Origin of the sequence: Streptomyces endophyticus (genome assembly GCF_035798155.1) — a bacterium.
GTDB classification, from domain to species: domain Bacteria; phylum Actinomycetota; class Actinomycetes; order Streptomycetales; family Streptomycetaceae; genus Streptomyces; species Streptomyces endophyticus.
Genome location: NZ_JAOZYC010000149.1, coordinates 75,438 through 94,553 on the forward strand (window position 1 = coordinate 75,438; position 19,116 = coordinate 94,553).

Below are 19,116 nucleotides of genomic sequence, written 5' to 3' on the forward strand. Positions count from 1 at the left end.
GCCGGAAGGGCTAGTTCTTCTGGATCTGGTCGAAGCTCAGCTCGACCGGGGTCTCGCGACCGAAGATCTCGACGAGGCCCTTGACCTTCTTCGAGTCGGCGTTGATCTCGTTGATCGTCGCCTGCAGCGTCGCGAACGGACCGTCGGTGACGGTGACCGAGTCGCCGACCTCGAAGTCCAGGACCTGGACCTCGACCTTGCGCTGCGGCGCCGGCTTGCCCTCGGACTCGGCCGCCTCGCGGGCGGCCTTCTCCTCGGCCTCCGGGGCGAGCATCTTGACGATCTCGTCCAGGGTCAGCGGGTACGGGTCGTAGGCGTTGCCCACGAAGCCGGTGACACCGGGGGTGTTGCGGACGACGCCCCAGGACTCGTTCGTCAGATCCATGCGGACGAGAACGTAACCGGGCAGCTTGTTCTGCCGGACGTTCTTGCGCTCGCCGTTCTTGATCTGGACGATCTCTTCCTCGGGGACCTCGGCCTGGTAGATGAACTCCTCGACGTTCAGCGAGACGGCACGCTGTTCGAGGTTGGCCTTCACGCGCTTCTCGTAGCCCGCGTAGGTGTGGATCACGTACCACTCGCCGGGCAGGCCGCGCAGCTCGTCGCGGAGCGCGGCGATCGGGTCGACCGGCTCCTCCTCGACGGCCTCGACGGCCTCCTCGGCCTCCTCGGCCTCGACCGACTCTTCCTCCGCCTGGGCTTCCTCGGCCTCGGCCTCGGTGTCCACCACGGTCTCGACCGCGGCTTCCTCGGCGGGCTCGCCGGCGGCGATGTCGGCAGCCTCTGCCTGGTCCGGGTCCTCGGCGTCCGCCGCCTCGACGATGTCGAGCTCGTCCTCAGCGGACTCGACCGGCTCGATCGCCTCGTTCAGGTTCGGGTCAGACACTGTGGCTGCTTCTTCCTGGATACATAGGGGTGGAACGCGCGAAAGGGGCGCCGGACTCGGCGCCCTCCGCTTTTCGGCTCAGCCGAATACGTACTTGACAAGGTGGTTGAAGCCATAGTCAATCACGGTGACAAGACCGATCATGATGACGACGAACACAATCACCACTGTGGTGTACGTCGAGAGCTGACTGCGAGTCGGCCAGACGACCTTGCGGAGTTCCGCGACGATCTGGCGGTAGAAGAGCGCGAGACGGCCGAAGGGGCCCTTCTTTCCGCGCTTGCCACCCTTGCGGGCCTTCTTGGACTCCAGCGCTTCGTCCTGGGCATCAGGCTTGTCGATGGAGCCCACGGCGTCCGTCACTCGTCCTCACCTGATTCCGGGTCGTGGCCGTGCCGCGCCCGGTGGAGCCGCACGGCGGTGCAATGCAGTACGTACATGCGCACACATCCTGGCGAAGGAGTGTGTAGCAGGGCCGGAGGGACTTGAACCCCCAACCGCTGGTTTTGGAGACCAGTGCTCTACCAATTGAGCTACGACCCTTTGTCTCCCCCAACGTACCGCATCCGCCCGGACGCACGGAGTGCAGTCGGTAGGTGCGGCCGGTGAAGGCCAACGAGCAGTGAGTGTACGTGTTCCGGAGCCCCCCGTCGAACGAGCAACATCCCCAAGTGGATCAAGGGTGGATTCCATGGTCTTCGAAACCCGTGTGCCGGGCGGGTTTCCGGTCTGGAACGATGGGGCCATGAGCGCTGCAACTCCTTCTCCGTCCGCAGGTTCCTCTCCCACCGAGCGTCGGGTGTCGGCCCGGGTCGGCTCGATCTCCGAGTCCGCGACCCTCGCCGTCGACGCCAAGGCCAAGGCCCTCAAGGCCGCCGGACGCCCGGTGATCGGCTTCGGCGCCGGTGAACCCGACTTCCCGACGCCGGACTACGTGGTCGAGGCGGCCATCGAGGCCTGCAAGAACCCGAAGTTCCACCGCTACACCCCGGCCGGCGGTCTGCCCGAGCTGAAGGCCGCGATCGCCGCGAAGACGCTGCGCGACTCCGGCTACGAGGTCGACGCCTCGCAGATCCTGGTGACGAACGGCGGCAAGCAGGCCATCTACGAGGCGTTCGCCGCGATCCTCGACCCGGGCGACGAGGTCATCGTCCCGGCCCCGTACTGGACCACGTACCCGGAGTCGATCCGCCTCGCGGGCGGTGTGCCGGTGGAGGTCGTCGCCGACGAGACGACCGGCTACCGCGTCTCCGTGGAGCAGCTGGAGGCCGCGCGCACCGAGCGCACGAAGGTCGTGCTGTTCGTGTCGCCCTCGAACCCGACGGGCGCCGTGTACAGCGAGGCCGACGCGGAGGCCATCGGCCGCTGGGCCGTGGAGCACGGCCTGTGGGTGATGACGGACGAGATCTACGAGCACCTCGTCTACGGAGACGCGAAGTTCACGTCGCTGCCGGCGATCCTTCCGGAGCTGCGTGACAAGTGCATCGTGGTCAACGGTGTCGCGAAGACGTACGCGATGACCGGCTGGCGCGTGGGGTGGATCGTCGGCCCGAAGGACGTGGTGAAGGCCGCGACGAACCTTCAGTCGCACGCCACTTCGAACGTCTCCAACGTGGCGCAGGCGGCCGCGCTCGCCGCCGTGTCAGGCGACCTGACGGCCGTGGAGAAGATGCGCGAGGCCTTCGACCGGCGTCGTAAGACGATCGTGCGGATGCTCAACGAGATCGACGGCTTCGTCTGCCCGGAGCCCGAGGGCGCCTTCTACGCGTACCCGTCGGTGAAGGGGCTGCTCGGCAAGGAGATCCGCGGCAAACGCCCGCAGACCTCCGTCGAGCTCGCCGCGCTCATCCTGGAGGAGGCCGAGGTCGCGGTGGTGCCGGGCGAGGCCTTCGGTACGCCGGGTTACCTTCGGCTCTCGTACGCGCTCGGCGACGAGGACCTCGTCGAGGGCGTCTCCCGCGTCCAGAAGCTGCTCGCCGAGGCGCGCGACTGAGCTTCTACATAAGTGCGTGCAAGCGGGCCGTCTCCCTACGGAGGCGGCCCGCTTGTTCGTTCGGACGGGTCCCCGAAGGGGGAAAGGCGCTACCGGTACGACCGGTGTGTACGGCAGGATCTTGGGATGGAGCGTGTAGGACGTGATGTACGTCAGTTGCCCAAGGCCCACCTGCATCTGCACTTCACCGGGTCGATGCGGCCCACGACCCTGTTGGAACTCGCCGACAAGTACGGGGTGCGGCTCCCCGAGGCGCTGACCGGGGCCGAGCCGCCAAAGCTGCGGGCGACGGACGAGCGCGGCTGGTTCCGCTTCCAGCGGCTCTACGATGCGGCGCGCTCCTGTCTGCGGGCCCCCGAGGACATTCAGCGTCTGGTGCGGGAGGCCGCGGAGGAGGACATCGCGGACGGGTCCGGGTGGCTGGAGATCCAGGTCGACCCGACGTCGTACGCGCCCCGCCTCGGGGGCCTGATTCCCGCCCTGGAGGTCATCCTCGACGCCGTTGACAGCGCCCAGCGCGAGACCGGTCTCGGCATGCGCGTCCTCGTGGCCGCGAACCGCATGAAACACCCGCTGGACGCCCGCACGCTGGCGCGGCTCGCGGTGCGGTACGCGGACCGGGGCATCGTCGGTTTCGGGCTCTCCAACGACGAACGGCGGGGCATGGCGCGGGACTTCGACCGGGCCTTCCACATCGCGCGCGAGGGCGGGCTGCTCTCGGCGCCGCACGGGGGCGAGCTGACCGGGCCCTCGTCCGTGCGCGACTGCCTCGACGACCTGGACGCCACGCGGGTCGGCCACGGCGTGCGGGCCGCCGAGGATCCGCGGCTGCTGCGGCGCCTCGCGGACAGGGGCGTGACCTGCGAGGTGTGCCCGGCCTCGAACGTCGCCCTCGGCGTCTACGAGAAGCCCGAGGACGTGCCGCTGCGCACGCTGTACGAGGCCGGGGTGCCGATGGCGCTGGGGGCCGACGACCCCCTCCTGTTCGGCTCGCGGCTGGCTGCCCAGTACGAGCTCGTGAGGCGCCATCACGGCTTCTCGGACGCCGAACTGGCCGAGCTCGCCCGGCAGTCGGTGCGTGGCTCGGCGGCCCCCGAGGACATCAGGCAGAAGCTTCTGAGCGGCGTGGACGAGTGGCTCGCGGCCTGAGGCGGGCCGACCCGGCTCAGGCGATCCCGCTCAGCAGGGTGCGCGCGATACGGGCCGCGAACTCGTCCACCGGCTGCGGCGGCTTGCCGTCCGGGGCCATCTCGTAGGCGAAGGCGCGCTGGGAGCACGCTCCCAGGAGGAGCGAGGCGGCCGCATGAGTGTCGGCTTCGGCGCTGATGCGACCGGACTTCTGTTCGGCCCGCAAGTAGGCGTCAAGGCCCTGGATCGGCTTGTGCGGACCCGTTCCCAGCTCCCGCATCACCTCTTCGTGGCGGCGCTTGAGCTTGGGCTCCGCATACAGGGACGCGGCCATCGGGAACGTCTGCTCGTAGAAGAGCGCCGCTTCGTGGGCGATCTCCGTGAGGTTCTGCTCGACCGTGCGGCCGGGGTCTCCCGCGCCCTCCGTGAGCAGTCGGCCGAGAAGAGAGCCCAGCTTCGGAAGGCGCTCTCCCAGCACCGTCACGAAGAGCTCCTCCTTGTTGGCGAAGTACTTGTAGAGCGCCGCTTCTGAGCAGCCCGCCGCTTTGGCGATCTCCTTGGTGGTCGTCCGGGCGAGACCGATGCTCAGCATGAGTTCGTGGGCCGCGTCGACGATGCGGACACGGGCCGGCTTCTGGTCCATGCAGGCTCCAACCAAGCTTGACGCGGGGTGAGTACTCACTCACTCTAAAGGTAAAAGGGGGTGAGTGAGTACTCACCCACCGTGTGACGCACACCTGGAGGTACGCCATGAAGCTCACGGTTTTCGGTGCGACGGGCGGGATCGGACAGGAGATCGTCAAACAAGCCCTGGAGGCCGGGCACGAGGTGACGGCGGTGGTCCGCGACCCCGCGAGGCTCACGGTGACCGGCGAGCGCCTGGAGGTGGCCCGTGCCGACCTGAAGGACCCCGAGTCGCTGCGCCCGGCGGTCGCGGGCCGGGACGCCGTGCTGTCCGGCCTGGGCGCCCGCAGGCGCGCGGACGCGGGCATCGCCACCGAGCTCACGCGGTCGGTCCTGAAGGCGCTGGAGGCGGAGGGCGTGCGCAGGCTGGTGGTGGTCAGCGCGGCGCCTGTGGGCCCACTGCCGGAGAACCCGCCGCTCTCCGACCGCATCGCGCGCAAGATCGTCGGTGCGGTCCTGAAGGACATCTACGTCGATCTGACCGCCATGGAGGCCGAGTTGGCACGCAGCGCCACTGACTGGACCTCGGTGCGGCCGCCCCGCCTCCAGGACAAGCCGGTCACCGGTTCGTACCGCACGGTCGTCGGCGGCTTCCCGCGCGCGGGGCACTTCGCCGGCCGCGCGGACGTGGCGCACGCGATGCTGGCGATGGTGGACAACCCGGCGACGGTGAAGCAGGGCGTCGGGGTCGCCTACTAGGTGCTCTCCGGCCGGGGGCGGCTCAGAGGCTGACGCCGACCGTCACCGGCTCGTTGACCAGCGTCACGCCGAAGACGTCCCTGACCCCGGCGACGACCTCGCGGGCGAGCGCGAGCAGGTCCTCCGTGGTGGCGTCGCCGCGGTTGGTCAGGGCGAGCGTGTGCTTCGTGGAGATGCGGGCGGGGCCGGTCCCGTAGCCCTTGGTGAAGCCCGCCTTGTCGATGAGCCAGGCCGCCGAGGTCTTGGTGAGGCCCTCCCCCGCGGGGAACGCGGGGGCCTTCCCGTCCGCCCCCAGACGCTCGACCACGCGCGCGTGGAAAGCCGCGAACTCCGCATCCGTAAGGATCGGGTTGGTGAAGAACGAGCCCGCCGACCATGTGTCGTGGTCCTCCGGGTCGAGCACCATGCCCTTGCCGCCGCGCAGCTTCAGGACGGTCTCGCGCGCGAGGACGGCGGACACGCGCTCGCCCGCCTCGACGCCGAGGGTGCGCGCGGTCTCCGGGTACTTCAGGGGTGCGCTGAGGCCGTCCGCGTCCTCCAGCTCGAACCGCACACGCAGCACTACGTAGCGATCGGGTTCGGCCTTGAAGCGGCTGTGCCGGTACGAGAAGGCGCACTCGGCGTTCGGGATCGTGACGGTGTCGCCTGTCGTGCGGTCATAGGCGATCACCTCGGTGATCGTGGAGGAGACCTCCTGGCCGTACGCCCCGACGTTCTGGATCGGCGTCGCGCCCGCGGAGCCGGGGATCCCGGCGAGGCACTCGACGCCCGCGAGTCCGGCCGCGACGGTGCGCTCGACGGCGTCGGTCCAGACCTCACCGGCCGCCAGTTCCAGCTTCGTACCGTCGAGTTCGAAGCCCTTGGTGGCGATGCGCAGGGCGGTGCCCGCGAAGCCCTTGTCGCCGATGACGAGGTTGCTGCCGCCGCCGATGATCAGCAGCGGCGTGCCCGCGGCGTCGGCCTCGCGCACCGCGTCGATCACCTCGGCGTCGGTGGTCGCGGTGAGCAGCCGGGTGGCGGGACCGCCGAGCCGGAAGGTGGTCAGGGGGGCGAGAGGGGCGTCGTGGAGTTCCTGCACGCGCTCAAGGGTACGAGAACGGTCCCGCCGCTCGGACGGGGCCGCCGCTGCCGTGACCGGGCTCATGGGAAGTAGTCAGGCACAGTCAGGCATTTTCCAGGGCCGGGGCAGGCTCAGGGTCCCGCGCGACGGGCGTAGCCCGCCCCGCCCGTGGGATGAACAGGGCGGCGACACCGGCGACGGCGACGATCCCGGCGCCCACCCACAGTGCGGGCTCGATCCCGTTCACGAAGTGCTGCGCGGTGTCGTAGCCGCCCTGAGCCGAGAAGACCGACGACATGACCGCGATGCCGAGTGCACCGCCGACCTCGCGCAGCGCGTTGTTGGCGCCGGAGGCGATGCCCTGCTCCTGCGGCAGGACGCTGGACATGACCAGGTTGGCGGCCGGGGCGAAGTAGAGGGCCATGCCGACGCCGCTGACGATGAGGGCCGGCAGCTGGGCGGCGTACGAGACGTCGGCGGAGACCACGGCGGCGAACCAGCCGAGTCCGACGGCCTGGAGGAAGAGCCCCGCCGCGACGACGGGCCGGCCTCCGATGCGGTCCGAGAGGATTCCGGCGATCGGCGCGACGAGCATCGGCATGCCGGTCCAGGGCAGCATCCTGAGCCCGGCCTCGGTCGGCGAGTAGCCGAGCACACCCTGCAGGAACTGGCTGAGCAGGAAGATCGAGCCGAACATCCCGAGGAACATCAGCAGGCTCGCGGCGTTGATCCCGAAGAAGGCCCGGGAGCGGAAGAGCCGCATGGGCAGCATCGAGTTCTCGTTGCGGATTCCGTGGTGCACAAACCCGGCGAGCAGCGCCGTTCCCGCGAACAGGCCGATCAGGACGAGGGTGTCGGTCCACCCGACGACGGGCGCGCGCACCAGTCCGTACACGATGCCGAACAGTCCGCCGCTGGCGAGCAGGGTGCCCCTGATGTCGAGCCGGGCGCCGGAGCCGTACGACTCCTTCAGGCGCAGCCGGGCGAGCGGCAGCAGGGCGACGCCCAGCGGAACGTTCAGCCAGAAGATCCAGTGCCAGGAGATGTGCTCGGTGAGGCTGCCGCCGATGAGCGGCCCTGAGGCGACCGCGAGGCCGTTGACCGCGCCCCAGATCCCGAACGCCAGGCCGCGCTTGGCCACCGGGACGGCCGCGGTGAGCAGGGTCAGGGTGAGCGGCATCATGATCGCGGCGCCGACGCCCTGCACGGCGCGGGCCGCGATCAGCGAGTCGATGCCGGGTGCCATGGCCGCGGCGGCCGAGGCCACGGTGAAGACCGTGATCCCGACCAGGAAGAGCCGCCTGCGCCCGAACCGGTCCCCCAGCGCCGCGCCGAACATCAGCAGGACGGCGAAGGTGAGCGTGTAGGCGCTGACCGTCCACTCCAGGTCGTCGAGCGCACCGCCGAGGTCCTGGCGGATGGACGGCAGGGCCGTGGTGACGACGAGGTTGTCGAGGGCCGCCATGAATCCGGCGACGCTGGTGATGACGAGGGCCCAGAGGGCTCCTCCGCGCTGTGTCGGTGCTGCTGTCGGTGCTGCTGTCCGTGCCATTGCTTCCCCCAGCGATCACGCGTTTAGTTATTGATGACTAACTTTCGTGGGCATAAAGACACCCCTGTGCCACGCGGACTCACTCCTTGTCGGCCTCCTGGGACTGCGTCGCCTCATGGAAGCCGACCCAGACCCGGTGATCCTGCTTGAAGCCCATGGACACCAGAACGTTGATCAGCATCCCGTAGGCGAGGAACCACGTCGTCTCCCCGGCGTCCGCCCCCGTCGCCAGGCCGACCACGTCGTACATCTCCATCCAGGCGGCCCGCAGCGACTCCCCGAACTCCCGGTCCCCCACCGCCTCGGCGGCGGCCACGGCGACGTAGATCTGCATCTGCATGAGCAGCTTCTCGGGATCCTCGGCGATCAGCGCCTGGTACGCATCCCCCATGCACTGCACCGCCTCCTCCCCCTCGGCACCCTCGGACGCCCGCTGGAAGACCTTGGTGATGTCCTGACAGCAACGCTGGGCGGCCGCGAGGAAGATGGCCTGCTTGCCCGGGAAGAGCCGGAAGAGATACGGCTGCGAGACACCCACGCGCTTGGCGATCGCCTCTGTGGATGTGCCGTTGTAGCCGCCGCGGGAGAACTCCGTGATCGCCGCGCGGATGACGCTCTCGCGCCGCTCCTCCGCACTCATCCTGACCATGCGACAAAGTTAGTGGCCAATCACTATCTACGTCAATCCTTCCGCGGACCGATATGCGTAAGGGGCGCCTCCCCATGGAGAACGCCCCTTACCCACAGCTACGTAGGCAGCGATCAGGCCAGCTGAACGACCGCCCGCGACATCCCGAGCACCTTCTGCCCCGCACTCATGGCGACCAGGTCGACCCGTACGCGGCTGTCGTCGAGCTTGGCCGCGACCTTGCCGCTGACCTCGATCTCGGCGCCCTTGTCGTCGTTCGGCACGACGACCGGCTTGGTGAAGCGGACGCCGTACTCGACGACGGCGGCCGGGTCGCCGGTCCAGTCGGTGACGACACGGATCGCCTCGGCCATCGTGAACATGCCGTGCGCGATCACGTCCGGCAGGCCGACCTCGACCGCGAACTTCTCGTTCCAGTGGATCGGATTGAAGTCACCGGAGGCGCCCGCGTACTGCACGAGCGTGGCACGCGTCACAGGGAACGACTGCGCGGGCAGCTCGGTGCCGACCTCGACATCGGCGTACTTGATGTTCGTCGCCATGGCGATCAGGCCTCCTCAGCGGCGCGCGAGACGAGCTTGGTCCAGGCGGTCACGACGTGCTCACCGGCCTCGTCGTGCACCTCGCCCCGCACGTCGATGATGTCGTTGCCCGCGAGCGACTTGATGCCCTCGATGGTCGAGGTCACGGTCAGCTTGTCGCCGGCACACACGGGGCGCGTGTAAGCGAACTTCTGGTCCCCGTGCACGACACGGCTGTAGTCGAGTCCCAGCTCCGGGTCGTGGATGACGTCACCCGCGGCCTTGAAAGTGATCGCAAACACAAAAGTCGGCGGGGCGATCACGTCGGGGTGCCCGAGCTCCTCGGCGGCGGCACGGTCGACGTACGCGGGGTTCGTGTCCCCCACCGCCTCCGCGAACTCACGGATCTTCTCCCGGCCGACCTCGTACGCGCCGGTGGGCGGATAGGTCCGCCCTACGAAGGACTGGTCGAGCGCCATGGGCTCGGTACCTCCTGGATGTGTTCTCGATCTGCCTGATCTACGAAACGACACGAGGCCGCCCCCGAAGTGGGGACGGCCTCGTGTACGAGCCTGATTTATCGCGTCTCGCGGTGCGCGGTGTGCGCGTTGCAACGCGGGCAGTGCTTCTTCATCTCAAGTCGGTCCGGGTTGTTACGCCGGTTCTTCTTGGTGATGTAGTTCCGCTCCTTGCACTCCACGCAGGCCAGCGTGATCTTCGGGCGGACGTCGGTGGCAGCCACGTGAGTGCACTCCTTGACGAACGGATGGGACAAAGGTTTAACGCATAAAAGAGTAGCCGATCGAAGGACCGACCCCACAATCGGCTACTGTCTGTAGCGGTGACCGGACTTGAACCGGTGACACAGCGATTATGAGCCGCTTGCTCTACCGACTGAGCTACACCGCTGTGATGCGATGACCCCTCACCCGAAGGTGAGGGAACTTCACACCAGAGCCCCAATGCGGAATCGAACCGCAGACCTTCTCCTTACCATGGAGACGCTCTACCGACTGAGCTATTGGGGCGAGCGATGAAGACATTACACGGTCGCGCGCCGATCGCCCAAATCCGTTTCGCGCCCCCAGCTGCCGGGAACGCTGACGCGTTTCCACGACCGGCACTTGGGCCCCTCGGGCCTCATCAGTACGACTATTGCGAGCTTCCTCGAAGCGCCCCTGTGACGGTCCTAGGGTCCTTCTGACGGATCAGGCTGGATGCGGACGGCCGGCCACTTGCGGTTCCGGCGAGCGGGGTCTGGGGCGTGCAGCTGCAAGGCGGAGGAGGGCGTCAACGCGGAGCGTTGGCAACCGACGACAACGCCGAGGGGGTCCCCCCTGCTCCTTAAGAGCTTGGGGGAGTGCGTGCCAGACCCCGCGACTCCAGCAAGATCCGTCAGAAGGGCCCTAGGCTCGACCCACCTTGCGTGATCTTGTAACGCGATACGCGTCCTCGCCGAGCCCTCAGGAGCGCGATGCCCCACAGTCCCTCACAGCAGCCACCGTCACCCGGCGTGCCCGAGGGCTCCGGACTGCTGCTGAGCGGCGCCCGGCTCACCGACGGCAGGACCGTGGACGTGCGACTCGCCGGCGGGCGCATCGAGGCGGTCGGCACGGTCGGCAGCCTCACCGCGCACGGCTCGCGCCTGGACCTCACCGGCTGCCTGCTGCTCCCCGCCCCCGTCGAGCCGCACGCGCACGGGGACACGGCCCTTTCGGCCGACTGCGAGGGCCCTGTCCCGTACGACCCCGAAGACGTCCAGCGCCGGGCCACCGAGGGCGCCCTGCTGCAGCTCGGCCATGGGGCCACCGCCCTGCGCTCCCATGTGCGGATCGGTGACATGGAGGGGCTCGCTTCGATGGAGGCGGTGCTCCAGGCGCGGCGTTCGCTGGTGGGGCTCGCGGATCTGCGAACGGTGGCGATGCCCCGGCTGCTGACCGGGCTCGCCGGGGCCGAAGGGCTCGCCGTGCTGCGGGACGCCGTGAAAATGGGCGCCTCCGTAGTAGGCGGTTGCCCCGACCTGGACCCCGATCCAACGGGCTACGTAGAGGCGGTGCTTGAGGTCGCCGCCGAACACGGGTGCCCGGTCGACCTGCACACGGACGGGGCCGATCCGGTGCGGCTCGGGCGGCTCGCGGCGGCGGTAGGCGGGCTGCGCACGGGCGTCACCGTCGGACCGCTGGGCGGGCTCTCCCGGCTGCCGGAGGAAGCGGCACGGCCCGCTGTGGACCGGCTCGCGGCCGCCGGGGTGACCGTGACGTGCCTGCCGCAGGGAGGGTGCGCGGGGGTGGACGAGCGGGCCGTCGCGCCGGTGCGGCTGCTGCGGGCGGCCGGGGTGCCGATCGCGGCGGGCAGCGGGGCGCTGCGCGACGTGTCCAACCCTGTGGGGCGCGGCGACCCGCTGGAGGCCGCCTACTTGTTGGCATCGCGCTACGGGATGCGCCCGGAGGACGCCTACGAAGCGGTGAGTTCGACGGCCAGGGCGGCCCTCGGCCTGCCGGAGGTGCGCGTGGAGGCGGGGTTTCCCGCGGAGCTGCTCGCGGTGCGGGGCGAGCGGCTCGCGGGGGCGCTCTCCCTCGCGTACAGCCGGATCGTCGTGCACCGGGGGCGCGTCGTGGCGCGGACCAGCGCGGTACGGGAGTACTGCGACTCGGCCGCCGCGGTCGCCCTCGATCTGCCGCGGCAGGGGCGGGCGGCCAAGTACGGCGGTGGGGGCCCCGCTTGAACACCCGTACGGGGCCGGTGCGCGCATGGTTGCACGGTGAACCGTCCGTCTCGGGCGTACCGTCGAAGGCATGCGCATTGTCATCGCTGGGGGTCATGGTCAGATCGCGCTGCGGCTCGAGCGGCTGCTCTCCGCGCGCGGGGACGAAGTGGCGGGGATCATCCGCAGGTCGGAGCAGGGTGACGCCCTGCGGTCCGCCGGCGCGGAACCCGTTCTGTGCGACCTGGAGTCGGCGTCCGTGGAGGAGGTCGCGGCGCATCTGCAGGGTGCGGACGCGGCCGTTTTCGCGGCGGGCGCGGGTCCGGGCAGCGGCGCCGGCCGGAAGGACACCGTGGACCGGGACGCCGCCGTGCTGTTCGCGGATGCCGCGGAGCGGGCCAAGGTGCGCCGCTACATCGTGGTGTCGGCGATGGCGGCGGACGCCGCGCACCAGGGCGACGACATCTTCGACGTGTACCTGCGGGCCAAGGGCGCGGCCGACGACGACGTACGGCGCCGTACCGGGCTCGACTGGACGATCCTGCGGCCCGGTCAGCTGACGAACGACGCGGGGTCCGGGCTCGTCCGTCTGGAGGCCTCGACCGGGCGCGGGCCCGTGCCGCGCGACGACGTGGCAGCCGTCCTCGCGGAGCTGGTGGACACGCCCGCCACGGCGGGGCTGACGCTGGAACTGATCTCCGGCTCAACGCCGGTCACGGTGGCGGTGAAGTCGGTCGCGGGCAACTGAGTCGCGCTACGCGCGCGTGCGGCCCGGCCGCGCGTACGCCTCGGAGCAGCGACATCCAGAGCAGCGGCGTTCAAAGCAGCAGCGTTCAGCGGCGTTCAAAGCAGCAGCGTTCAGCGGCGTTCAGAACAGCGGCATCTGGCCCGGCACGTGCGGGACCACGTACCCGTCGAGCGCGTCCTGGACAGCGCCGAGCTGGGCGGGTCGGCGCGAACCGGGGCAGGAGACCAGCTCTCCGGCGGCGCGGGTGCCGGGAGGGTCGTGGCGGGCGAAGCGGCCCGCCACGACCGCGATCTCACGGCGGCATTCGGGGCAGTGTCGGCGGCGGGATGTCATCGGCATGGGTTCAGTCTGCGTCGTGATCGCCGCGGACACACGGTGAAACCCCCTCAGGAAGGCTCCTGAGGGGGTTGCTTGTACTGCGACGCGGCGTCAGATCCCCATGCACGGCACGGGCCAGCGGCGCATGCGTGGTGGCAGCGCCACCGCCCACCCGTCCACGATCAACGCGAGCCCTTCCTCAGCCAGGTGGAGGGCCGCCTCCTGGTGGGCGGGGGCGAGCGTGTCGAGCCTTGTGGCGTCGCTCAGCGTGTCGAACGCGGTGAGCAGGTCGGGGTGGTCGAGCGTGAACCGCGCCGAGGCGGGGCGCTCGCGGCGGTCCATGACCGTGACGAACCCCGGGCCGCGACGGTGGTAGAGCATCCCGTAGGCGTGCTTGGTGCGCCAGGCGGTCAACGCGCCCGGCTCGTCGGGCTGTTGGGCCGGCGGTGGGAGGTGGTGCAGGGTGCGGAGGTCATACGTGACACGGTCCGCGGGGGCGGGACCGTCATACGTAACACCTGCCGCATCCCCGGGAGCCTCGGATCCGTCATACGTATGACGGGGGACGGCGGCCGTCTCCCAGTGGGTGCTCAGCCCGGACGCCTGACACTCGCGCAGGAACTGGACCGCCCGAGTGGTGGTGCGGCCGTCGCCGTGCAGGGGCAGCGGCTCGGTCACGCGGACGCGGGTGCCGATGACACGGTGCGGGACGAGAGCGGGGAGCGCGGTCATCCGGCGACCGCCCGGGCGGTGGGGCCGGAGGGTTCGTTCCCGATGCGGATCGGCGCGGCGCGGGTGGGCAGGGACACGTAGGTGCCGGTGTCGCGGAAGAGGAGGCCGAACGTGACGGCCTGTGCGACCCACCCCCCCAGCTCTTCGGCCGGTACGTCGTGGCCTTCGGCGGCGAGTCTGCGCTGCAGGCCGGTTTCACTCGCGCCCTCCTCCAGGATGCGCAGGGCGGCCGCCTCCCAGCCGTTGAACCAGTAGGTGCGGCGCGGCCAGCCCTCGCGGCGGTCCCGTACGAGGAGCGTGTTCTCGTCCTCGCCCGCCTGCTCCATGACGAGGGTCGACGTGGCGTACTGCGCACGCCACTGCGCCACGGCACGCAGCAGCCGGTCCTCCGTGTCGCCGCCGATGCCGGCGTCCTCGGTGTCGAACAGATAGACCAGGTCGGCGAGTTCGGACTCCGGGAGCTCGTACACGTGCTGGTACATGTCGGCCGGGCGCCGCTTGGCGAACCCCAGGGTGGGGTCGGTGAAGTGCGGGCTGAAGCGCTCCAGTTGGATACGGAAGGCGCCGCTCGGCGGCTGGAGGTGCACGAGGGCGGGCATCTGGTCGAGCACGCGCGCGTAGTCCCGCACCGTCTCGCCGGGGAACCCGTAGAGGTAGTTCCAGGTGCAGGTGATCTCGTGGTTGTCGAACTCGCGCAGCGTGCGGATGTTGCGGGCGCCGGTGACGCCCTTGTCCATCAGGTCGAGGACGCGGTTGCTGAGGCTTTCGATGCCGGGCTGGATCAGCACGACGCCCGCGGCGCCGAGTTGGCCGATCTGCTCCCGGTTGAGGTTGGACTTCACTTCGTAGTGGATCCGCAGGTCCCAGCCGCTGTCGGTGGCGAGCGGCAGGAAGTCCTTGAAGTACGCCATGTCGATGATGTTGTCGACGGTGACGATGTCGAGGATGCGGTGGCGGCGCACGAGGCGTTCGATCTCGCTCCACAGCCGCTCGCCGGGCTTGGCGCGGAACGCCATGGTGCTGCCGTTGAGTCCGCAGAAGGTGCAGTGGTGCTTCTCGCCCCACCAGCAGCCGCGGGCGCCCTCGACGACCAGCTTGGGATACACGTACTCGAGGACCGACGACGCCTCGATCTCCGCCTGCCACTGGTCGTAGTCGGGCGACGGTATGTGGGCCGGAGCCACAGTGCGCTGGGGTTCGGTGCCGGCCCGGGAGACTCCGTCGTCCCACCAGCAGAGCCCCGGAACGTCGTCGGGGGGCGTGCCCGCGTCCAGGTGGGCGAGGAGGGCCGGGAAGGCGTACTCCCCTTCGCCGCGCACGACATGGTCCACGTAGGGGTGGTTGCGGTGCAGGGCGTGCCCCATGGGGCCTTCGCAGTTGCTTCCTCCGAAGACGACGGTCAACTTCGGGTGACGGCGCTTGAGTTCCTTGGCGAGGGCGAGGGACGCCACGTTCTGCATGAACGTACTCGTGAAACCGACGACGTCGGGCTCGTGCGCCAGCACCTCGGTCGCGCAGCGCTCGATGTACGTGGCGGCATGGCGGCGCATCTCGAAGGCCGTGTCCAGGGTCTCGGCCTGCACACCGCGCTCGCGTGCGTACGACCGCAGCTGTGCGGCGCCCCAGTCCTCGTCGTCGTAGAGGACTCCGGAGAACACCCAGTCGCCGATCCCGTGGAAGATCGAGTCGCTGCCGATCGCCTCGTAGTCGCTGGGGCTCAGGCGGCCGCCCGAGCGTTCGAGAAGCAGCTCCGCCCAGCGCAGCGAGCCGTGGAACTCGCGCACCTCGTCGGCCGGGCGGACCTCCCGCAGCAGCTGGTGCAGCAGACCCACCTGGAGGGAGGGCAGGTCGATCGCGTGCCAGGGCATGGTCACCAGCCCAACGCGCATGCCGCCCCGCCTCTTCTTGCCGCCACAAGCCGGCTCACCCTATGGGCGTCCCACCCGTCACACAAGGGCATGCGGGCGGGCCGCAGAGATCCCCTCATGTCCGGTCGATGTGACGTAGGTCACCATATTTCGATTTCACCCGAAAGGTCACCCCGAACACGACGAAGCCCCCTCTGGACTGCATTTACGCAGTTCAGAGGGGGCTTCCCCCAAGTGTGGCGGCGCCAGGATTCGAACCTGGGAAGGCTGAGCCGGCAGATTTACAGTCTGCTCCCTTTGGCCGCTCGGGCACACCGCCTTGGGTTTGCTGCCTCGGGTCCCGCCTTGCGGCGGTGCTCGCTGGCAACGACGTAAACAATACCTGATGCACAGGGGTGCTTCGCCACCCAATTGATCGGCGGCCGGGCGCGACACGGTGGCTAGGCTGCTCCTGGCGCGACTTCCCCGGCGCGCAGCCAGAGCAGAACCCGGTCGGAACCCGACCAGTACCCGATCAACCCCCGATACAAGGAGCCACAGGACATGGCCGACTCCAGTTTCGACATCGTCTCGAAGGTCGAGCGGCAGGAGGTCGACAACGCGCTCAACCAGGCCGCCAAGGAGATCTCGCAGCGCTACGACTTCAAGAACGTGGGCGCATCCATCTCCTGGTCCGGCGAGAAGATCCTGATGGAGGCCAATGGCGAGGAGCGGGTCTTGGCCATCCTCGACATCTTCCAGACCAAGCTGGTCAAGCGCGGGATCTCGCTGAAGTCGCTGGACGCGGGCGAGCCGCAGCTTTCCGGCAAGGAGTACAAGATCTTCGCCTCCATCGAGGAGGGCATCTCCCAGGAGAACGCCAAGAAGGTCGCGAAGACGATCCGCGACGAGGGCCCGAAGGGCGTCAAGGCGCAGGTGCAGGGCGACGAGCTGCGCGTCAGCTCGAAGAGCCGTGACGACCTGCAGACCGTCCAGCAGTTGCTCAAGGGCAAGGACTTCGACTTCGCGCTGCAGTACGTGAACTACCGGTAGGACCGGACTGCCTACAGGGATGCTTCACAGCGTCCTACGTAAGCGAAGGGGCGGCACCCGACGGGTGCCGCCCCTCCTTGCTGCCGGCTGCAGCTCAGCGGCGACTGCGCGAGTCGCCGAAGAAGATGCGGTAGGCGATCAGGAGGACGAGGGCGCCACCGATCGCGGCGACCCAGGTCGCGCCGTCGTAGAAGTCCGTGGATATGGGGCGGTCCAGCCAACGGGACGATATCCAGCCGCCGATGAAGGAACCCGCGACGCCGATGAGGATGGTGCCGACCAAGCCGCCCGGGTCCCGGCCGGGCAACAGGAACTTGGCGATGGCACCGGCCAGCAGTCCAAGGATGATCCAGCCGATGATGCCCATGCCGCGTTCTGCCCCTCTGTAGTGCTGTGGCGCCTACTGCCTTGCTACGGCGCCTTGTTACGTCATTCTCGCCGGGGCGCCGTGGACGTCGTCGCCCTGGCCCCCTGCTGCCCAGAAGGACGACAGATAGGCATGGTGTGGTTGCACGAGCCCTTTGGCGTGCGGGCCTCGGCGGTACGCGCGCGATGCCGGTGGCGGCCCGGCTCAGCGCCTCAGCGGCACCTCAGCGCGTCGCGAACGGCTGGTCCGTGGGCACGATCTCGCGGCCGAGCGGCAGCAGCGAGATCGGGATCATCTTGAAGTTGGCGATGCCGAACGGGATGCCGATGATCGTCACACACAGGGCGAGGCCCGTGACGATGTGCGCCAGGGCCAGCCACCAGCCCGCGAGGATCAGCCACAGGACGTTGCCGACGCAGGAGGGCGCGCCCGCGTCCCTGCGCTCGACCGTCGTCTTCCCGAAGGGCCACAGGGCGTAGACGCCGATCCTGAAGGCGGCGATGCCGAACGGGATACCGATGATGGTGATGCACAGCAGGACGCCGGCCAGAACGTAGCCGAGGAACAGCCAGAAGCCGCTCAGGATCAGCCAGATGACGTTGAGGATTGTCTTCACTGTTGGCGACCTGCCATCTGCTCGAGCCGGGAGATGCGCTCCGCCATCGGCGGGTGCGTGGAGAACATCTTCGACATTCCCTGGCCGGGGCGGAAGGGGTTGGCGATCATCATGTGGCTCGCCGTCTCGATGCGCGGCTCGGGCGGCAGGGGCAGCTGCTTCGTGCCCGCCTCGAGCTTGCGCAGGGCGCTCGCCAGGGCCAGCGGGTCACCGGTCAGCTGGGCCCCCGAGGCATCGGCCTCGTACTCGCGGGAGCGGCTGATGGCGAGCTGGATCAGGGACGCCGCAAGTGGCCCCAGGATCATGATCAGGAGCATTCCGAAGATGCCGGGGCCGTCGTCGTCGTTCGAGCGGCCGACCGGGATCAGCCACGCGAAGTTGACCAGGAACATGATCACGGAGGCGAGGGCTCCGGCGACGGAGGAGATCAGGATGTCGCGGTTGTAGACATGGCTCAGCTCGTGCCCGATGACACCGCGCAGCTCTCGCTCGTCCAGGATGCGCAGGATTCCCTCGGTGCAGCACACCGCGGCGTTGCGCGGGTTGCGGCCCGTCGCGAACGCGTTCGGCGCCTCCGTGGGAGAGATGTACAGCCGCGGCATGGGCTGACGCGCCTGCGTGGAGAGCTCGCGCACCATCCGGTACAGCGCGGGCGCCTCGAATTCGCTCACCGGGCGGGCGCGCATCGCGCGCAGGGCCAGCTTGTCGCTGTTCCAGTACGCGTACGCGTTCGTCCCCAGAGCGATGACGAGCCCGACGATGAGCCCCGTACGGCCGAAGAAGCTGCCGATGACGAGGATGAGGGCGGACAGGCCTCCAAGGAGTACGGCGGTCTTCAACCCGTTGTGCCGGCGGTGCACGGTACGTCCTCCTGATGGTGCGGCAGGGGAACCCACTGCTTGCTTGTCTGCTGCTTCCACTGGGTCTGAAGCCTGTGCGTGCTTCCACGTCCAGTGGACCCTCCCTGACTGGTCAACGCCAGACGAGGAGGACGAGTTCCCTTGTCCGCTCGGGACGGGCCGTGCGGGCCTGTAGGCCGACCGGGTCAGCGCTGCTGCGGCAGACCCGCCAGTTCCAGGGCCTCCGGGTCCGGCTCGATCTCGCTCGTGCAGTGCGCGCAGCGGGTGGCGACGCCGGGGATCTGGGTGTAGCAGCGCGGGCAGTCGCGCAGGGCCGCCTTGATGTCGACGGGCTTGCCGCGGTCCAGGCGCGCCTGGAGCTTCATCATCGGGACGACGATGCAGAAGTAGAGCACCGCGGCGGTGATCAGGAAGGCGATGATCGCGCTGACGAACTTGCCGTACGGGAAGTCGGTGCCCTCGACCGTGAAGTGCGCCTCACCGAAGTCGCCGGTGGACTTCGTGGCGACGCCGATGAGCGGCGCGATGAAAGCCGTACTGAGTGCGGTGACCACAGCCGTGAACGCGGTTCCGACCGCGAGGCCGATGGCCATCGTGATGATGTTTCCGCGAAGGATGAAGTCCTTGAACCCGCTCAGCACGACGCCTGTCTCCTTGATGTGGGGGCTGTGGTCATTGGTGTGGGCCGGGAGGCGGCCC

General features: G+C 69.1%; 22 protein-coding genes and 4 tRNA genes. 6 read left to right on the forward strand and 20 right to left on the reverse strand.

Annotated elements, in window-relative coordinates; genetic code table 11:
• Nucleotides 1-10: 10 nt before the first annotated feature.
• From nusG to OKJ99_RS29280, 3 genes are all read right to left on the reverse strand, one after another.
• Entirely contained in the window at nt 11-886 is an 876-nt protein-coding gene (nusG, locus tag OKJ99_RS29270) for a transcription termination/antitermination protein NusG (protein ID WP_326020883.1), read from the reverse strand.
• A gap of 78 nt (nt 887-964) precedes the next feature.
• The gene (secE, locus tag OKJ99_RS29275) at nt 965-1,249 is read right to left on the reverse strand and encodes a preprotein translocase subunit SecE (protein WP_326020884.1); all 285 of its coding nucleotides are present in this window, start codon (nt 1,247-1,249) and stop codon (nt 965-967) included.
• Between the two features lie 107 nt (nt 1,250-1,356).
• A tRNA-Trp gene (locus OKJ99_RS29280) sits at nt 1,357-1,429 on the reverse strand.
• Nucleotides 1,430-1,631: 202 nt separating this feature from the next.
• On the opposite strand from OKJ99_RS29280, the gene OKJ99_RS29285 reads away from it, so the two are divergent.
• Nucleotides 1,632-2,879, forward strand: coding sequence for a pyridoxal phosphate-dependent aminotransferase (locus OKJ99_RS29285; protein WP_326020886.1), 1,248 nt, complete (start codon nt 1,632-1,634; stop codon nt 2,877-2,879).
• A gap of 126 nt (nt 2,880-3,005) precedes the next feature.
• Nucleotides 3,006-4,028 carry an adenosine deaminase gene (locus OKJ99_RS29290; RefSeq protein WP_326020888.1) on the forward strand — a complete coding sequence of 341 codons (1,023 nt, stop codon included), beginning with the start codon at nt 3,006-3,008 and terminating at the stop codon, nt 4,026-4,028.
• 16 nt (nt 4,029-4,044) lie between these two features.
• Here OKJ99_RS29290 and OKJ99_RS29295 read toward each other — a convergent pair whose 3' ends face one another.
• A complete protein-coding gene (locus OKJ99_RS29295; protein ID WP_326020890.1) occupies nt 4,045-4,650 on the reverse strand; it encodes a TetR/AcrR family transcriptional regulator in 606 nt (201 codons plus the stop codon).
• 107 nt (nt 4,651-4,757) lie between these two features.
• On the opposite strand from OKJ99_RS29295, the gene OKJ99_RS29300 reads away from it, so the two are divergent.
• A complete protein-coding gene (locus tag OKJ99_RS29300; RefSeq protein WP_326020891.1) occupies nt 4,758-5,390 on the forward strand; it encodes an NAD(P)-dependent oxidoreductase in 633 nt (210 codons plus the stop codon).
• Nucleotides 5,391-5,412: 22 nt separating this feature from the next.
• On the opposite strand, the gene OKJ99_RS29305 is transcribed toward OKJ99_RS29300, so the two are convergent.
• The 8 genes from OKJ99_RS29305 to OKJ99_RS29340 form a co-directional block, all read right to left on the reverse strand.
• Nucleotides 5,413-6,468, reverse strand: a complete 1,056-nt coding sequence (locus OKJ99_RS29305; protein WP_407700786.1) for a UDP-N-acetylmuramate dehydrogenase — start codon at nt 6,466-6,468, stop codon at nt 5,413-5,415.
• Between the two features lie 85 nt (nt 6,469-6,553).
• Nucleotides 6,554-8,002, reverse strand: a complete 1,449-nt coding sequence (locus OKJ99_RS29310; protein ID WP_326020895.1) for a DHA2 family efflux MFS transporter permease subunit — start codon at nt 8,000-8,002, stop codon at nt 6,554-6,556.
• Between the two features lie 79 nt (nt 8,003-8,081).
• Nucleotides 8,082-8,651, reverse strand: coding sequence for a TetR/AcrR family transcriptional regulator (locus tag OKJ99_RS29315; protein WP_326020897.1), 570 nt, complete (start codon nt 8,649-8,651; stop codon nt 8,082-8,084).
• Between the two features lie 113 nt (nt 8,652-8,764).
• Complete coding sequence (locus OKJ99_RS29320; protein WP_326020899.1) at nt 8,765-9,193, reverse strand: MaoC family dehydratase; 429 nt, start codon at nt 9,191-9,193, stop codon at nt 8,765-8,767.
• Nucleotides 9,194-9,198: 5 nt separating this feature from the next.
• Nucleotides 9,199-9,651, reverse strand: coding sequence for a MaoC family dehydratase N-terminal domain-containing protein (locus OKJ99_RS29325; RefSeq protein ID WP_326020900.1), 453 nt, complete (start codon nt 9,649-9,651; stop codon nt 9,199-9,201).
• A 98-nt stretch (nt 9,652-9,749) separates the two neighbouring features.
• A complete protein-coding gene (gene rpmG, locus OKJ99_RS29330) occupies nt 9,750-9,914 on the reverse strand; it encodes a 50S ribosomal protein L33 (RefSeq protein ID WP_003948671.1) in 165 nt (54 codons plus the stop codon).
• A gap of 94 nt (nt 9,915-10,008) precedes the next feature.
• A tRNA-Met gene (locus OKJ99_RS29335) sits at nt 10,009-10,081 on the reverse strand.
• A gap of 46 nt (nt 10,082-10,127) precedes the next feature.
• Nucleotides 10,128-10,200: transfer RNA gene (locus tag OKJ99_RS29340), tRNA-Thr, on the reverse strand.
• A 446-nt stretch (nt 10,201-10,646) separates the two neighbouring features.
• Between OKJ99_RS29340 and OKJ99_RS29345 the strand changes: the two genes are divergently transcribed.
• On the forward strand, nt 10,647-11,897 hold the full coding sequence (locus OKJ99_RS29345; protein WP_326020902.1) for an amidohydrolase family protein: 1,251 nt from the start codon (nt 10,647-10,649) through the stop codon (nt 11,895-11,897).
• 70 nt (nt 11,898-11,967) lie between these two features.
• The gene (locus OKJ99_RS29350; RefSeq protein WP_326020904.1) at nt 11,968-12,624 is read left to right on the forward strand and encodes an SDR family oxidoreductase; all 657 of its coding nucleotides are present in this window, start codon (nt 11,968-11,970) and stop codon (nt 12,622-12,624) included.
• A 120-nt stretch (nt 12,625-12,744) separates the two neighbouring features.
• Here OKJ99_RS29350 and OKJ99_RS29355 read toward each other — a convergent pair whose 3' ends face one another.
• From OKJ99_RS29355 to OKJ99_RS29370, 4 genes are all read right to left on the reverse strand, one after another.
• Entirely contained in the window at nt 12,745-12,957 is a 213-nt protein-coding gene (locus tag OKJ99_RS29355) for a hypothetical protein (protein ID WP_326021068.1), read from the reverse strand.
• 96 nt (nt 12,958-13,053) lie between these two features.
• Nucleotides 13,054-13,674 (reverse strand): DUF5825 family protein, encoded by a 621-nt coding sequence (locus tag OKJ99_RS29360; RefSeq protein ID WP_326020905.1) that lies wholly within the window; start codon nt 13,672-13,674, stop codon nt 13,054-13,056.
• Nucleotides 13,671-15,563 (reverse strand): RiPP maturation radical SAM C-methyltransferase, encoded by a 1,893-nt coding sequence (locus OKJ99_RS29365; RefSeq protein ID WP_326020907.1) that lies wholly within the window; start codon nt 15,561-15,563, stop codon nt 13,671-13,673. The genes OKJ99_RS29360 and OKJ99_RS29365 overlap by 4 nt, the downstream gene beginning before the upstream one ends.
• 216 nt (nt 15,564-15,779) lie before the next feature.
• Nucleotides 15,780-15,861: transfer RNA gene (locus OKJ99_RS29370), tRNA-Tyr, on the reverse strand.
• A 224-nt stretch (nt 15,862-16,085) separates the two neighbouring features.
• Here OKJ99_RS29370 and OKJ99_RS29375 point away from each other — a divergent pair.
• Nucleotides 16,086-16,574, forward strand: a complete 489-nt coding sequence (locus OKJ99_RS29375) for a YajQ family cyclic di-GMP-binding protein (protein ID WP_326020908.1) — start codon at nt 16,086-16,088, stop codon at nt 16,572-16,574.
• A gap of 94 nt (nt 16,575-16,668) precedes the next feature.
• Here OKJ99_RS29375 and OKJ99_RS29380 read toward each other — a convergent pair whose 3' ends face one another.
• From OKJ99_RS29380 to OKJ99_RS29395, 4 genes are all read right to left on the reverse strand, one after another.
• A complete protein-coding gene (locus OKJ99_RS29380; protein WP_326020910.1) occupies nt 16,669-16,941 on the reverse strand; it encodes a GlsB/YeaQ/YmgE family stress response membrane protein in 273 nt (90 codons plus the stop codon).
• Nucleotides 16,942-17,164: 223 nt separating this feature from the next.
• Nucleotides 17,165-17,557, reverse strand: coding sequence for a YccF domain-containing protein (locus tag OKJ99_RS29385; protein ID WP_326020912.1), 393 nt, complete (start codon nt 17,555-17,557; stop codon nt 17,165-17,167).
• Nucleotides 17,554-18,417, reverse strand: a complete 864-nt coding sequence (htpX, locus tag OKJ99_RS29390; RefSeq protein ID WP_326020914.1) for a zinc metalloprotease HtpX — start codon at nt 18,415-18,417, stop codon at nt 17,554-17,556. Before htpX ends, OKJ99_RS29385 begins: the two co-directional genes overlap by 4 nt.
• A gap of 185 nt (nt 18,418-18,602) precedes the next feature.
• Nucleotides 18,603-19,058, reverse strand: coding sequence for a large conductance mechanosensitive channel protein MscL (locus OKJ99_RS29395; RefSeq protein WP_326020916.1), 456 nt, complete (start codon nt 19,056-19,058; stop codon nt 18,603-18,605).
• Nucleotides 19,059-19,116 lie beyond the last annotated feature (58 nt).